Raw genomic sequence first — 14,999 nt, 5'->3', positions numbered from 1 at the left:
GCCTATGCCATGTTGGGCATGACCATGGCGTTCTGGGCGGGCAATGCGATAGTCGGCCGCGCGGTACGGGGCGAAATTCCGCCGCTGACGCTGGCCTTCGGCCGCTGGATGCTGGCGCTGCTGATCCTGGCCCCCTTTGCGTGGCGTCCCGTCATGGCCCAGCGCGCGCTGATCCGCCGCCATTGGCGCACGATCCTGTTCCTGGGGCTGGCCGGCGTCGCTGCGTTCAACGGCTTCCTCTATTCGGGCCTTCGCCACACGACGGCGGCCAACAGCCTGTTGTTGCAGGGATTGATCCCGACATTCGTCGTCATCGTGAGCCGCATCGCCTTTGGCGACAGAGCGCCCCTCCGCCGGGTCGCGGGCATTGCGCTGTCGACGCTGGGCGTGACATTCATCGTGTTCAGGGGCGATCTGTCCGAAATCCTGCGGCTGCGCCTGGGCATCGGAGACCTGCTGGTGCTATGCGGCTGTGGCGCATGGGCGGTCTATACCGCCTGCCTGCGCCTGCGCCCGCCCATCGCCCCGCTGGTCTTTCTGTTCGTGACCTTCGCCATCGGCGCGCTGGCGATGGGCATGGGCGCGTTGAGCGAGACGCAGGCGATCGCGCGGATGCACTGGAACGGAAGCGTGATGGCCGCCATCGCCTATGTCGCGATCTTTCCCTCGATCATCGCCTATATGTCGTTCAACGCCGCGGTCAGCCATGTGGGCGCCAGCGCCGCCGGACAGACGATCAGCCTGCTGCCGCTGTTCGGGGCCGTGCTGGCTGCCCTGATCCTTGGGGAACCGCTGTTCGGATACCATCTTGCCGGCATGGCCATGATCTTGGGCGGGGTGTTGCTGAGCTGGGGCGTGGGTTCGCCGGAACAGGATCAGCGTCCCTCCGCCAGCGCCACCGCGTCGGCGCCCGCCGGAAAGCGGAGCTGACCCGTCCCGTCATGAACGGCGGTCCAGACGGCTTGCGCGACGTCGCTCTCTCTGGTCGTCAGGGCAGGCGACGCGAAGGCCGCGAGGATCGGTTGCGCGAAATCCGCATATCGGCCGGGCAGCAGGTCGGTCACGGGGATGATGGCGTTCGCGCCGAAGCGGGTGGTGGGCGCATAGCCCGGCTCGACCAGTTTCACCTGAACGCCGAAATAGGCGAGTTCATGCGCGAGGGAAGCCGTGAATCCCTCGATCGCATGCTTGGTCGCGCTATAGGCCGCCGCGAGCGGAAAGGCTCCCAACGCCACGGTGGACGTCACGTTGACGATCATGCCCGATCCACGCTCGCGCATCTGCGGTATGAATGCGCGGCACATCGCCATGGTGCCGATGCTGTTGGTTTCGAAGAGCTGGCGGACCAGACTCATCGGCATGGCTTCGAAGGCGCCCACGCCGCCTATCCCCGCATTGTTGACCACTATGTCGACCCGGCCGGCGGCCGCGACCAGCGCGGCTATGCTGTCCTCGCTGGTGACGTCCAGCGGCAGCAGGCGCAGGCGTTCGGAATGGCCGCCGAACAGGGCCGGGTCGGGCCGTCGCATGGTTGCGACGACATTCCATCCCTGCGAGAGGAAATGAAGCGCCGTGGCCTTGCCATAGCCCGAAGAAGTGCCGGTGATCAGGATCGTCTTGCTCATCGTCTGCCTCGCTCGATGTCGATGCATGACCGATAGACGGACCGTTTCGGACGATCTATAATCAATGATCCATATAAGATTACGGATCGTCCATAACATGGATCCCCTTAGCGACATCATCGCCTTGCTTGGACCCAGCGCCGCCATCGCCAAGCCGATCACGGGGCGCGGGCGGTGGGGCGTTCGCTATCGCGCGCATGACGCGCCCGGCTTCACGATCATCCTTGCGGGGGAAGCCTGGGTCGCCTTCGAAGGGGGCGCACCGCTTCGGCTGGCGCAGGGCGACTTCCTGCTGATGCCGACCACCCCGCCCTTTTCCTTGAGCAGCGAAGCGGGTCTTCCCTGCACCTGGGTGGAACCCCGCGGCGAAGCGGTGCGGCACGGGGATCAGCCAGGCGATCCGGACTTCATCGCATTGGGCGGCAGCTTCGCGTTCGAGCGGGCCAACGCCCCCCTTCTGCTGTCATTGCTTCCCGATCTGATCCATATCCCGGCAGCGCAGGGCCGCGCCACGCGCTTCGGCCAGTTGATCGGGATGCTGGCCGACGAATGCCTGTCCAGCCATCCGGGCAAGGAACTGATCACCCGGCGCCTGCTGGAGATGCTGCTGGTGGAGGCGCTTCGCTGGCGGCCGGGCGGTGGGGAAGCGGACCATCGGGGCCTGCTGGGCGCGATGCGCGATCCCGCGCTGGCCCGCGCGCTGCGGGCCATGCATGAGGATGTGCGCGCGCCCTGGACCGTCGCGCAGCTTGCAAGCGTGGCGGGCATGTCGCGTTCCGCCTTCGCCGCGCGCTTCGGTGAGGCGCTGGGTTGCGGCCCGATCGAATATCTTGCGCGCTGGCGCATGGCGATCGCCAAACACGCCTTGCTGCGGGGCGACAGGTCCCTGGGCCGGATCGCGGAGGAAATCGGCTATGATTCCGCCAGCGCCTTCAGCACCGCGTTCCGCAAGCGGCTGGGCTGTCCGCCCGGCAGCTTCGCGCGGCTCCACGGTGGCGGCGGTCCGGAGCTTAGCCCCCGCGCCCCGGCTTCACCGCATAGAGGCCGTGGTGCGACAGGATGAAGAGGGTTCGGCCGCCTTCCCCGCCGAAGAGCAGTTGCAAGGGCCGTTCCGGCACGTCGATGCGGCCGACCTCCCTGCCGTCGGGCGCATAGACGAAGACCTGCCCGTTCGCGACATAGACCCGGCCCTGCGGGTCCACCGCGACCCCCTCCCCACCGCGATCCGCGAACGGCCTGAGGTCGGTGATCGCGCCGCCCGCGCCCACCAGGCCGCTGTAGGTGCGGTTTTCCGAACCATTGGTGAGGAAGACGCGCCTGCCCGGCTCCCCCTGGATGAAACCATAGCTGTCGAGCGAATCGGAGAAGCGCAGGCCGCGATGGTCGGCCGGACCCTGCGCGAAGGTGCGGAAGGCAGGCAGGGCGATGCTGCCGTCGGGCGAGACATATTCCTGCGCCTTGGGCGCCGCCATGTCGCGGGCGAACATCTGGGCAAGCGTCGTGAATTCGTAGGTCCTGGGATCGATCTGGTCCCTGAACTCGCCATTGTTCCACCAGTTGACCGGCAGCACCGTGGCCCTGCCCGCGTGGGGCGCGACGGGCGTTGCCGGAATGACGCTGATCTCGCCGTCGGGCGCGCCGGGCCTGACGCTGTAGACCGTGCCGTTGCGCCCGTAGGAGGAGAGGACGAGCAGATTGCCGGAACGGTCGATGCTGAGGTTGACCGGATCGAGCGAGGCGTCGCGCACCATCTCCAGCCGGCCTTCGTCCGACCAGCGCCAGATGCGCTGGAAGCGGCGATCGATGAAATAGAGCCGGCCCTGCGCATCCACCGCGCCGCCGCCCGCCGAATGGAAGCCGTCTGCCAGTTTCTCCACCCTGCCGCCCAGGAAGCTGGCGGGCTTCACCGGCTCCGGCCGGGCGGGGACGTCCAGCACGGCGAACTCCCGTTCGCGAACGTCCAGCCCATGGGTGACGTCGCGAATGGCGTTTTCGAACGGGAATTTGGTGAGCCGCAGGAAGGTCGCGCAGCCATTTTCGTCGCAGGTGCCAAGGCCGCTTTCGCCATTCACATGGACGTTGCGGAAACGGATGTCATGGGAATTATAGAGGGTAATGGCGGCGGGTGCGGGCTCCCTGGTGCGGGTGACGCGATAGCCGTGGAAATTGGCGACCAATATGTTGCGCGAGTCCCTGATTTCCAGCGCCACGGCGTCGCCGCTCTCTCCCGCTTCACCCTCCGTCTGCGGCGCGAGCAGTTCCCAGTTGGCGACGCGGTTCAGGCCGATTTCCGTGCGGACATGATGCTCGACCGACGCCTGGATGAGGCGGCCGGGCGTTTCCGTGTCGGAGATCAGGATGCCGGGATGGCCGAAGGTGCTGGGGCTCCAGATATTGGCGAAGGTGCCGCCGCCGCCCTGCGTCACCCAGAGGCTGGCATATTGGCCGGCCCAGCGTCGGGCGGAATCGGGATCGCCGGTGGCATTGTTGTTGTAGGGATTGACCCGGCTGCCGTCGAAGCGGTCGGTGCCGTGGCCACCCTGGAACTTGACGTCGTTGACCATGGAGTGGGCGCCGGCCTTCCACAGCAGCGCCGTGGCGTGCGGATTGGCGCCGTTGGTGTTGAGGCCGAGGCCCGCGACGATCGCATCGCCGCCCTTCGCGCTTTCCACCAGCGCCTTGGGCGCGCCCACCCCTGCCCAGCCGGGCGCGCCGTCGGGCAGCACGATCTGCGTCAGGCTGGGGTGCAGGCCCAGCAGCACCGTATCGGGACGCAGGCGCAGCGTGTCGCTGACATGATAGAAGCCGGCGGGCAGATAGACGACGCGGTGGCTGTCGATCGCCTTCTGGATGGCGGCGGTGTCGTCGGTCCTGTCGTCGCCCTTGGCGCCGAGCGTGCGGGCGTTCACCCATTCCGGGACGGGCGGCAAGGGGCGGATGGCGGGAGCGGACGGGGCCGGCAGCGCGCCCATGGCTTCCGCCTGCATGTCCGTCCGGTACTCGCCCATGCGGCCGACGCCCGGCAGCGTCAGGCCGTGGGTGAAGGAGGCGATCCTGTAGTTCTGCCCCCTGCCAGCGACGGTGCGGCCGCTTTCGCGGAAACGGGCGAAGGTGGGGGTGTTGGCCGCCAGCACATTCTGGAAGCCGATCTGGGTATAGACATTCTTCTCGTTCGAGATGACGACGCCCGCCTTGGCCACATTCTCGAACCGGAGGTCCTGGCCCCAGAGCCAGTCGCCATAGCCCCGGTCGATCTCTATCCCGACCGGCACGTTGCGGAAGGCGACGTTGACCATCGTCAGGCCGGCCTCATGCTCGCGGATGGCGGCGTCGCGCTGTCCCTCGAACGTCGCGTCGACCAGCGCGAAGCCCCAGGCGGGGGACGGCTTTTCCGCGAGGATGCCGTAGCGCCCGCCCCGGAAATGCAGGTCTTCCGCTTCATTCGCCACATGGTAGAGGCCGGCGAGGCCCGAGCCGATGTCGAAATCGGCATGGCTGACGAAGCTGTGCTGGGCGGAGTGGAAGCGGATCGCGGTGGCCGCCGGATTGCCGTCCATGATGCGGAAGTCGATATTGCCGAGCGCAGAATAGAAGGTGCCGGGATTGGCGTCCGCGATGGTCCTGTTGAACGGCACGCTGCCCGCCGGGGGGAAGGCGGCGGGCGGCGTGTCCCGGTCGGTCTGGCGCTTGCTGCCGGTGAACATCAGCATATGGGCGACGCCGCGCTGGAAGCCCGGCGTGTTCCGGCCGAGCAGGATGACCGGGCGCCTTTCCCCGATGCCGAAGATGCGGACGCCCGGCCAGAGGAAGATCGTCCGGCTGATGCGATAGGTGCCGGCCGGCAGGAAGACGATGCCGCCGCCGCCCTTTTCCGCCGCCGCGTCGATGGCGCGCTGGATCGCCGCGCTGTCGTCCGCCCGGCCGTCCCCCGCGCCCTTGACGGTGACGGCGCGCGGCTCGTCGGGCGCAACGGTATAGACGGATGGAGAAGCGTGAGCGGGTACAGCCGCCGCCAGCAACAGCAGCACCGACGCGCAGGCCCCGCTCAATCCACGAACCATCGACATACTCCAGTTACAAGAAGTCCCGGCCGGTGAAGGCCGGGACGAGGTGGGGGAGAGAGTGGCAGATCAGAAGTTGAAGCGAACCCCCGCGCGGTAGATGCGGCCCAGCGTGTCGTAGAGCGCCGGGTTGATGTCCAGGCCGGTGTTGGTCTGCGGCGCGGCGACCGGGTCCTTGTCGAACAGATTGTCCACCTTGCCGTAGATCGACAGGTTTTCGCCGAACTTGAAGGTCGCGCCGATGTCGACGTAGAAGGCGCCCTTCATCCGGTTATAGTCGATGGTCGGGTGGTTCGTGGTCGAGGCCGGGCAGGACGACTGGCAGACGACATATTGATTGCCGAAGGTGCCGTCGCTGATCCAGCGTTCCTGCACCGTGAAGCTGAACCGGCCGCTGTCGTAGGTCTGGACCGCCAGCCATTTCCAGTCCGGCGTATTGCCGTTGTTGGCGCCCGCCTGATCGACCGGGTCGACGCCCGCAATGCCCGCATTGACGATGAACTTGCGGATATGCGTGCCCAGCGCCCGGACGGTGAAGCTGCCCGGCAGGCCCAGCGGCTGCTGCCACTGATAACTTGCCTCTATGTCGAAGCCGCTGGTCTTCCAGGAAGCGAGGTTGAAGGGCTGGACATTGACGAAATTGGTGCCCTGCGGCCCGTCGAGCTGGAAGCCGCCGCAGAAGGCCTGGTTGCCCTCGAAGCAGAAGCGGACGATCTGGTCCGCCGACAGGGTGGAGACCACGCCGCTGAGCTTGATGTTGTAATAGTCGAAGGAGAGGCTGAGGCCGGGAAGCCATGACGGCCGCGCCAGCACGATGCCGAGTTCGGTGTTGCGGGCCACTTCCGGCTTCAGATTGGTGTTGCCGATGGTGTTCTGGAACACCTGCACCGCCTGGTTGCGGAAGGGATCGTTGAAGTTGGGCAGCGTCGTCACCGTGGGCGCCGCGAAAAGTTCCGACAGGTTCGGCGCGCGCACGTCGCGCGAGGTCACGGCGCGCAGGCGGATGCCGTCGAGCGGCGTGTCCCAGGTGCCGCCGACCTTCCACGTCCAGACCGTGCCCGACGTGCTGTAGTTGGTGACGCGCGCCGCGCCGTTGAGGTTCGCGCGGCCCATGGCGTCGCTGTCGATCAGCGGCAGGTCGACTTCGAGATAGCCTTCCCACACTTCATATTTGCCGCGCCCGTTCTTGTAGTTGCCGGCCGCCCAGTTGCTGCCCAGCGTCGAATTGAGCAGCGGATCGGCCGGATAGTCGGGGCTGTTGGGGCTGAGCGGCGAAACGCCCGCGCCATAGGGATCGGCGTTCACGCGATAGAATTCGCGGCGATATTCGCCGCCGAACGCGACCGAGACCGGCCCAGCCCACAGTTCGAACGGATTGCCCGAGAAGTTGAGGCTGGCGACGTCCTGCGTCAGCTTCGTATGCTGGAACGGTCCGTTCTCATGCGGCGCGACATAGGCCAGCGCCGCATCCGAAGGGGTGAAGCCGCCGAAGATGTTGATCGGCTGGCAACCCGCCGCCCGCGCCGCCGGATCGGCGCAGACGACGGCGCCGTTGAGCGTGATCGCATTGGTTGCGGCGACATAGCGGTTCTGGAGGACGATGTCCCGCACCCTGATGTCGGAAATGGTGATGCCATGTTCATAATAGGCGTCATAGTTCCAGTCCGTTCCGCCGACGCCGATCTTGCCCTTCAGCCCGCCGACGAAGCGATATTGCCTGCGGTCGGTGTGCACCCGGGGATCGGGGAAGGCGCCGTTGCTGCTGCCGAAGCTGAATTCCGTGATGCCCGCCGTGGCGCAGCGGTCGCGCACCAGTTGCGGCAGGAACGGGTTGGCGCACTGGACGGTCAGGCTGGGCCGGTTATAGCCGGGGCTGGGCTGGTTGCTGGTCTTCACCTGCGCGACATTGACCGTCACATAGGCTTCATTGTCGTCGGCGAAGTCGTAGCCGATCCGGGTGTAGCCGTTGATGCGCTCCAGCGCCGATTTCAGAGAGGCGCCCGAACCCGGCGCGCCCGACAGGTCGCCGCCCTGGCAGAAGCTGTTGCCGCGGAAGCAGTTGCTGACCTGGCCGTTGCCGAGCGGCTGGCCGCCCGAACCATAGTTGAAATTATAGGGCGTGCCGTTCCGGTCGAAGGCGATGCCCTGCAACGGGCCGTTGTTGATGAGGCCGTAGCGCGCATATTGATAGGGCTGTGCATAGTCGCGATAGTTGAACTGCGGCAGGCCGTTGTTGAGCTGGCCGGTGTTCATCAGCGTCGTCGCGCGGTACCAGTCGCGGCTGCCGGCGAGGTCCGTGCCGAAGTCGCCGGCGCCCACGCCGCCTTCATGGTCATATTCGCCGCTCAGCACGACATGCAGGCGATCGTCGAGGAAGGACTTGCCCCAGGCCGCCTGCACCAGCGCGGTTTCATCGTCGCCATATTTGGTGATGCTGCCAAGGATATTGCCCTTGAACCCTTCGAAACGGGTGTCGGTGATGAAGTTGACGACGCCGCCGACCGCATCGGAGCCGTAGGAGGCCGACGCGCCCCCCGTCACCACGTCGACGCGCTTCACCAGAAGCTGCGGGAACATGCTGATGTCGGGAACGCCGGTGACGTTCGCGCCGACGACGCGCTGGCCGTCGAGCAAGGTCAGGGTGCGGATCGGGCCCAGGCCGCGCAGGGAGAAGGAGCTGAGGCCCTGCTGGCCGCTCGACGTGCTGAAGGTGCCGGTCGACGCGCCGGTCGATCCCTGCAACGAAGGCAATTGGGCGACGGTGTTGAAGATATTGGGCTGCGCATTGTTGGCGATCTGCTCCTCACCGATCACCGTGGTTGGCGTGGGCGCGTTGAAGCCGCTGGTCGTGATGCGCGACCCGGTGACGACGATGTCGGCATTGCGCGCCGCGCCCGCATCCTCCGTCTGCGCCTGGGGCGCGGCCGTCGGGGGCGTGGCCGCGTCCTGGGCCCGGACCGCGCCGGCCAGAGCCATGCTCGCCACCGCCGCGAGGCTGACGCCGGCCAGATGTCGATGGATTGCGATCGTCACTTTCATTGATCCTTCCCCTTTTATATCTGGCCGCCCGTTGCCGGCCGGCTGCGCCCATGCCCGGCGATGCCGCAAAGATTAGCCCCCGGCCCGCCGCGCCGCACTTACGACATAGGTCGTAGGCGCGCCGTGGCGGCGTTTTCCTACGGCTTCGCCGCGTAGAGGGCGTGGTGCGTCAGGATGAACAGCGTGCGCCTGTCCGGGCCCCCGAACAGGATCTGCAACGGACGATCGGGCACGTCGATCCGGCCGCTTTCCCTGCCGTCCGGCCCATAGACGAAGATCTGCCCGTTCGCGACATAGACGCGGCCCCGGCCGTCCACGGCCACGCTTTCCCCGCCGCGATTGGCGAAGCGGCGAAGATCGGTCAGCGCGCCGCCCGCGCCCACCGTGCCGCTATAGGTGACATTTTCCGACGCATTGGTGACGAACAGGCGCTCGCCCGGCTCGCCCGACACGAAACCATAAGCGTTGAGGCTGTCGGACCAGCGCCAGCCGCTATGGTCGACCGGCCCCTGCTGCCAGGTGCGGAAGGCGGGCAGCGACAGGCTGCCGTCCGGTGACAGATATTCCTGCGCCTTGGGCGTTCCCACGTCGCGTGCGAACATCTCCGCCAATGTGGTGAACCGATAGGTCCCGAAGTCGAGCTGGTCGCGAAACTCGCCATTGTTCCACCAGTTGACCGGCAGCAATGTCCGGGCGGCGGCGGCGTTGCGCACCGGAGTGGGCCGGATCGGCGTCATCGCATCCTTCGGCCCCGCCGGATCGAAGGAATAGACGCCCGCCTTCGGCCCCAGGGAGGACAGCACCATCACATGGCCCGATGCGTCGATGGCAAGGTTCACCGGGTCGAGCGCATGGTCGCGCACGATCTCCAGCCCCTTGTCCTCGCTCCAGCGGTGGATGCGCTGGAACCGGCGGTCGATGAAATAGAGCGCGCCCTGCGGGTCCACCGCCGCGCCGGAGATCGACCAGAAGCCGTCCTCCAGCTTATCGACCTTCGTGCCGCCGGGCGGCGGGGCGGGGATGGTGCTGCCCGCCGGTCCGATGTCGAGCTTCGCAAACTCCCTTTCCCGCACGAACAGCTTGCGAGTCACATCCTCTATCGCATTGTCGAACGGATATTTGCTCGCCCGCAGGAAGGTGCCGCAGCCTTCGTCGTCGCAGGTGGCATAGCCGCTTTCGGCGTTGATGTGGACGTTGCGGAAGCGGATGTCGCCCGAATTGGCGAGCTTCACCGCGCTTTCCTCCGGCGCATAGGTGCGCGTGACCCGATAGCCATGATAATTGGCGAACAGCAGGTTGCTGGAATTGCGGATGTCGAGCGAGATGGCGTCGGGCCCGTCGCCCACTTCCTGTTCGGTCTGGGGCGCCAGGAACTCCCAATTATGCACATTGTCGAGCACGAATTCATTGCGGGCATGATGTTCGACCGACATTTCATAGACATGGCCCGGCGTGCGGGTGTCCGTGACATAGAAACCCGCCTGCGCGAAGCTGTTGGGGCTCCACACATCGACGAAGGTGCCGCCGCCCCCGTCCGTGACCCAGATGCTGGGATATTGCGCGTCCAGCCGGTCGTCCGTGACGGGATCGCCGGTGTGGACCCGCAGGCTGCCGAGCGTCGTGCCGTCTGCGGTGGGGGTGCCGCCGCCGCCCATGATCTTGACGTCGTCCACCAGGCTGTTCTCGCCCGAGCGCCACAGCAGCGCGGAGGCGCGCGGGTTCACGCGGCCGGTGAAGAGGCCGAGGCCGGACAGGATATTGTCGCCGCCCCTGGGGCTTTCCAATATGGGGAGCACCGTGCCGAGGCCGGCATGTCCGGGATTGTTGTCCGGAATATAAAGCTGCGTGATCGCCGGGTGCAAGCCGATCAGCACGCTGTCCGGGCGCAGTTTCAACCGGTCGGTGACCTTGTAGAAGCCGGTCGGGAAATAGAGGATGCGGTGGCTGTCGATCGCCTTCTGGATCGCGGCGGTGTCGTCCGCCCTGCCGTCGCCCATCGCGCCCAGCGTGCGGACGTTGACCCATTGCGCCATATCCGGAAGGTCGCGGATGGCGGGCGTCCTGGGCGCGGGCATGGCGGGCAGCGCCTCCACCTCCGCTTCCGTCCTGTACTCGCCCGTCCGTCCGAGCGTGGGCACGGCGAGGCCGTAGGAGAAGGACGCCACCCTATAGGCCCTGCCCTTGCCGTTCACCGCCTGCCCGCTGTCGCGGAAGCGCGCGAAGACCGGGCTGTTCACCGCCAGCGCGTTTTCGAAGCCGACCTGGGTGAAGACATTCTTCTCATTGGAGATGATGACGCCCGCCTTCGACACATTTTCGAATCGGACATCCTTGCCCCACAGGCTGTCGCCATAGCCCCGGTCGATCTCGATCCCGACGGGCGTGTTGCGGATCGCGACATTGACCAGCGTCAGGTCCACCTCATGTTCCCGGATGGCGGCGTCGCGCTGGCCGTCGAAGGTGGAATCGAGCAGGGTGAACTGCCAGGCGGGCGAGGTCTTTTCCGTCACGATGCCATAGCGGCCGCCCTGGAAATGGACATTTTCGATGACGTTGCCCGCCTGATAGACGCCCGCAAAGGCGGTGCCGAGGCGGAATTCCATATGGCTGAGGAAGGCATGCTGCGCCATGCGGAAGCGCACGCCCGCCGCCGCCGGATTGCCCGGCGCGATCTCTATGTCGACATTGCTCATCGAGGAATAGAAAGTGCCTGAATTGGCGTCGCGCACCACCTTTTCGCGCGGGACGACGGTCGGCACCGGCACGGGCACCTGGCCGACATTATACTGGTCGCCGCCGCCGAAGACGATCATGGTCGACACGCCCTGCTGGAACCCGGGCGTATTGGCGCCCAGCAGGATCACGGGGCGCGTCGGCCCCACGCCATAGACGCGCACGCCCGCCGGGATCACCAGCGTGCGCGTGATGCGATAGGTGCCGGACGGCAGGAAGACGATGCCATGGCCGGTCCTGTCCCGCGCCTTGTCGAGCGCCTGCTGGATCGCCGCGCTGTCGTCCGCGCGGCCGTCGCCCTTCGCCCTGACGGTGACGGCATCGGGTTCGTCGGGGGCAAGGGGGAAGACCGAGCGGCCCGCGGAGGATGCCTGCTCCGCCTGTGCCTGTTCGGCCCCCGCCAGGGCCGTCGCCGCCAGCAGAGCCGCCATCATGGCGCGTCCGATCATCACCGTCTCCCGAGATAGTTGTCGCCTCGACCCATGGCTAAGGCCGGGGCCGGCGCTTGGCACTTGCGACAAAGGTCGTAGTTTTCATGCCTCTGCCGGCAAAGCTATAGCGAAGGGACATCGGGGCGGTGCGTCATCAGGGCGCCATCGCCCGCCTGCCAGGGACGCCATTTTGCCATCATCCGCCGATCCTGCCCCCTCCTTGCCGCTCGCCGTCATCGTCATGGGCGTCAGCGGCTGCGGCAAGTCGACGCTGGGCGCCCTGCTGGCCGAAGCGCTGGCCTGTCCCTTTCTGGAGGGCGACAGTTTCCACTCGACCGATGCGGTGGAGAAGATGCGCGGCGGGCGGGCGCTGACCGACGAGGATCGCTGGCCCTGGCTCGACCGTCTGGGGCAAGCGGCGGCGGATGCGATAGCGGCGAACGGCGCGGCGGTCCTTGCCTGCTCGGCGCTGCGCAGAAGCTATCGCGACCGGCTGCGCACGGCGATCGGCGCGCCTGTGCGTTTTGTCCTGCTGGAAAACAGCCGGGACCAGTTGCTGGCGCGCCTTTGCAACCGCCCCGGCCATTATATGCCCGCCAGCCTGCTGGACAGCCAGTTGGCGACGCTGGAACGGCCGCAGCCGGACGAGGGCGCGATGATCCTGACCACCGACACGCCGCCCGGCGCGCTGCGCGATCTGACGCTGGACTGGCTGCGCTGATTGCCTTCACGGCATCAGGCGGCGGCGTCCTTCCCACAAATGCCAGCGCATCGCGAGCGCGGCGCCCTCCGGGTCCTGGGCGCGGATCGCGTCGACGATCAGCTCATGCTCGCGCAGCATGGTCGCGATCACCTCCGGCGGGCGGGAGCGGGAGATGTCGACGCCCGCCCGCATGATCTTCTCTACATCGCCATATAGCGCATCGAAGGTGATGACGAAGGCCGGATTGCCGGTCGCTTCCGCAATGCGGCGGTGCAGTTCCATATCCTCGGCATGGGCGGGCTCGCTGGACAGCAGGGCCTGGCTCAACAGCGCCAGCCCTTCTTCGATATGCGCCATTTCATGCCCCGTCCGCCGGGTGGCGGCGAGGCGCGCGGCCTCCGCCTCCAGCACGAAGCGCACCTCATAGCTGCCGAGCGTCGTCGGCAGTTCGCTGAGCGGCATGAAGGCCGTCAGCCGTTCCGACGGGCGGCTCTTGACGAAGGAGCCGGCGCCCCGCCGCGCCTCCGTTATGCCGTCCGACGCCAGCCGCACCAAAGCTTCCCGCACGATGGCGCGGGAGACGCCGAACATCTCCGCCAGCCGCGATTCGGAGGGCAGGCGTTCACCGACCTCCAGACCTTCCGCCTTGATGATCTCGACAATGCCGGCATAGGCATGGTCGGAAAGCCGCGCCTGCGTCATCGGGACACCTGCCTGTCTGTCGAAGTCATGGCTGCCCCCCTTGCTAGAAGATACTGCTCGCCGCCAGCACCAGCAGCAGGCCGACGACGGCGACGACTGTCTCCATGATCGACCAGGTCTTGAAAGTGCCGGGCATGTCGGTGCCAAGATAGCTTTTCACCAGCCAGAAACCGGGATCGTTGACGTGCGAGAAGAACAGCGAACCCGCGCCGATGGCGAGGACCATCCATTCGGGTTGCACGCCGGATGCGGCGACCAGCCCCTCCATGACGCCTGCCGTGGTGATCGTCGCCACCGTGGCTGAACCGGTCGCCAGGCGAATGCAGACGGACACGCCCCAGGCAAGCAGGATCGGGGAGATCGCGCCGCCCTGCGCCAGCCGCACCAACATGTCGGAAAGCCCCGCCGTCACCAGCACCTGCTTCAGCGCGCCGCCCGCGCCGATGGCCAGGATGATGCCCCCGGCGGGCGTCATCGCCTCCGTCCAGATGGCGTTCTGGATGCTGCGGTCGGCGATGCGTCGCCCGAACAGCAGCGGCAATGCAGCAAGCACCGCCACGAGCAGCGCGACGACCGGATCGCTGATCCAGCTCAGCCAGTGGAACAGCGTCGCCATGTCCGGCGGCATCAGCGCGACCGCCTGCCCCGCCGCGATCAGCACGACCGGCAGCAGCACGGCCGCCAGTGCGCGGCCGACGGAAGGAGTCGCGACATCGACGCGCACGGGATCGAGCAGCGGAGGACTGAGCTTCACGCCGGGCGCGGTGAAGCGGGCCAGCAGCGGGCCGGCGATGATGGCGGTGGGGATGCCGACGATCAGGCCATAGACCAGCGTCAGGCCCAGATTGGCGCCCAGCGCGTTCACGGCCAGCAACGGGCCGGGATGCGGCGGCACCAGCGCATGGACCACCGACAGGCCCGACAGGGCGGGCAGCATCAGGCGGAGCTTGGCCGTGTCGTTGTTCTGCCCATTGGGCAAGGCCGCCGCCGCCGAAGCGACGATCGGCAGCAGCAGCACCAGCCCCGTTTCGAAGAAGAGGGGCAGACCGATCACGATGGCGGTGAAAAGGCTGGCCCAGGGCGCGCCCCCAATGCCTGAAATGCGCAGCGCAGCGCGCGCGAGTCCGCCTGCGCCGTCCGACAGTTGGAGCATCGCGCCAAGGCCGAGGCCAAGCGCGACGACAAGGCCCGTGCCGCCCAGGATGGCGCCCGCGCCCTTCTCCACCGCCTTTGCGGTTTCCTCCATCGGCAGGCCCGCCAGCAGCCCCACGGTGAAGGCGCCGCAGAGCAGGCCCACGAACGGATGCAGCCGCCCCCGGATGATGAGCGTGATGGAGAGCGCGATGCCGGCAATGGCCGAGAAGATCAGCCGATAGTCCGCCGGGCTCATGCGGCGCCTGCTCCCGCACCGACGCGGGCGACCGGCGGATGAGGAGCCACCGCCGCCATAACTGATGTTAACGCCATCCTCTCCCCTCTCTTCTATATGGTGATAGGGCCATGCGGAGATCAGCCGCTGCTTAAACCTGTTAGACAGGTCATAGCCATGATTTCAGCGCAAAACCACAGATATGGGGTCGTATATCGCATTTTTCGCTTGAAGCTGTCTGACCGATTCCGGTATGTTAGCGTTATCGAATCCGACATGGCAGTGCGCGAACCGCGCTGCCTCGGCAAGCCTGGCGGAATAGGCCGGGTAGAATAG

9 protein-coding genes are annotated in these 14,999 nt (G+C 66.9%); 3 read left to right on the top strand and 6 right to left on the bottom strand.

The window, feature by feature from the left end; genetic code table 11:
- Window positions 1–18 precede the first annotated feature (18 nt).
- Window positions 19–930 (top strand): DMT family transporter, encoded by a 912-nt coding sequence (locus TZ53_RS09805; RefSeq protein ID WP_238320162.1) that lies wholly within the window; start codon window positions 19–21, stop codon window positions 928–930.
- Here TZ53_RS09805 and TZ53_RS09800 read toward each other — a convergent pair.
- Complete coding sequence (locus TZ53_RS09800; protein WP_025549220.1) at window positions 876–1,625, bottom strand: SDR family oxidoreductase; 750 nt, start codon at window positions 1,623–1,625, stop codon at window positions 876–878. The genes TZ53_RS09805 and TZ53_RS09800 overlap by 55 nt on opposite strands.
- Before the next feature lie 97 nt (window positions 1,626–1,722).
- Here TZ53_RS09800 and TZ53_RS09795 point away from each other — a divergent pair, with 97 nt between their 5' ends.
- A complete protein-coding gene (locus TZ53_RS09795) occupies window positions 1,723–2,688 on the top strand; it encodes an AraC family transcriptional regulator (RefSeq protein WP_044661137.1) in 966 nt (321 codons plus the stop codon).
- Here TZ53_RS09795 and TZ53_RS09790 read toward each other — a convergent pair.
- The 3 genes from TZ53_RS09790 to TZ53_RS09780 form a co-directional block, all read right to left on the bottom strand.
- Window positions 2,636–5,686, bottom strand: coding sequence for a glycosyl hydrolase family 28-related protein (locus TZ53_RS09790; protein WP_044661136.1), 3,051 nt, complete (start codon window positions 5,684–5,686; stop codon window positions 2,636–2,638). The genes TZ53_RS09795 and TZ53_RS09790 overlap by 53 nt on opposite strands.
- A 69-nt stretch (window positions 5,687–5,755) precedes the next feature.
- A complete protein-coding gene (locus TZ53_RS09785) occupies window positions 5,756–8,725 on the bottom strand; it encodes a TonB-dependent receptor plug domain-containing protein (protein WP_044661135.1) in 2,970 nt (989 codons plus the stop codon).
- Window positions 8,726–8,862: 137 nt separating this feature from the next.
- On the bottom strand, window positions 8,863–11,907 hold the full coding sequence (locus TZ53_RS09780) for a glycosyl hydrolase family 28-related protein (RefSeq protein WP_025549224.1): 3,045 nt from the start codon (window positions 11,905–11,907) through the stop codon (window positions 8,863–8,865).
- 172 nt (window positions 11,908–12,079) lie between these two features.
- Here TZ53_RS09780 and TZ53_RS09775 point away from each other — a divergent pair, with 172 nt between their 5' ends.
- Window positions 12,080–12,610 (top strand): gluconokinase, encoded by a 531-nt coding sequence (locus TZ53_RS09775; protein WP_025549225.1) that lies wholly within the window; start codon window positions 12,080–12,082, stop codon window positions 12,608–12,610.
- A gap of 6 nt (window positions 12,611–12,616) precedes the next feature.
- Here the strand turns inward: TZ53_RS09775 and TZ53_RS09770 are convergent, their stop codons facing one another.
- The gene (locus tag TZ53_RS09770; protein ID WP_044661134.1) at window positions 12,617–13,294 is read right to left on the bottom strand and encodes a FadR/GntR family transcriptional regulator; all 678 of its coding nucleotides are present in this window, start codon (window positions 13,292–13,294) and stop codon (window positions 12,617–12,619) included.
- A gap of 43 nt (window positions 13,295–13,337) precedes the next feature.
- Window positions 13,338–14,684 (bottom strand): GntT/GntP/DsdX family permease, encoded by a 1,347-nt coding sequence (locus tag TZ53_RS09765; protein WP_025549226.1) that lies wholly within the window; start codon window positions 14,682–14,684, stop codon window positions 13,338–13,340.
- Window positions 14,685–14,999: the final 315 nt, after the last annotated feature.

The organism is Sphingobium sp. YBL2 (assembly GCF_000943805.1).
Classification (GTDB): Bacteria; Pseudomonadota; Alphaproteobacteria; order Sphingomonadales; family Sphingomonadaceae; genus Sphingobium; species Sphingobium fuliginis.
Note: the sequence above shows the minus strand (reverse complement) of the source record. Positions and strands in the feature narration are given on the sequence as shown.

Coding starts and splice junctions, on each gene's coding strand:
- TZ53_RS09805 (WP_238320162.1), top strand. CDS start 19: ATGACCATGGCGTTCTGGGCGGGCAATGCGATAGTCGGCCGCGCGGTA.
- TZ53_RS09800 (WP_025549220.1), bottom strand. CDS start 1,625: ATGAGCAAGACGATCCTGATCACCGGCACTTCTTCGGGCTATGGCAAG.
- TZ53_RS09795 (WP_044661137.1), top strand. CDS start 1,723: ATGGATCCCCTTAGCGACATCATCGCCTTGCTTGGACCCAGCGCCGCC.
- TZ53_RS09790 (WP_044661136.1), bottom strand. CDS start 5,686: ATGGTTCGTGGATTGAGCGGGGCCTGCGCGTCGGTGCTGCTGTTGCTG.
- TZ53_RS09785 (WP_044661135.1), bottom strand. CDS start 8,725: ATGAAAGTGACGATCGCAATCCATCGACATCTGGCCGGCGTCAGCCTC.
- TZ53_RS09780 (WP_025549224.1), bottom strand. CDS start 11,907: ATGATCGGACGCGCCATGATGGCGGCTCTGCTGGCGGCGACGGCCCTG.
- TZ53_RS09770 (WP_044661134.1), bottom strand. CDS start 13,294: ATGACGCAGGCGCGGCTTTCCGACCATGCCTATGCCGGCATTGTCGAG.
- TZ53_RS09765 (WP_025549226.1), bottom strand. CDS start 14,684: ATGAGCCCGGCGGACTATCGGCTGATCTTCTCGGCCATTGCCGGCATC.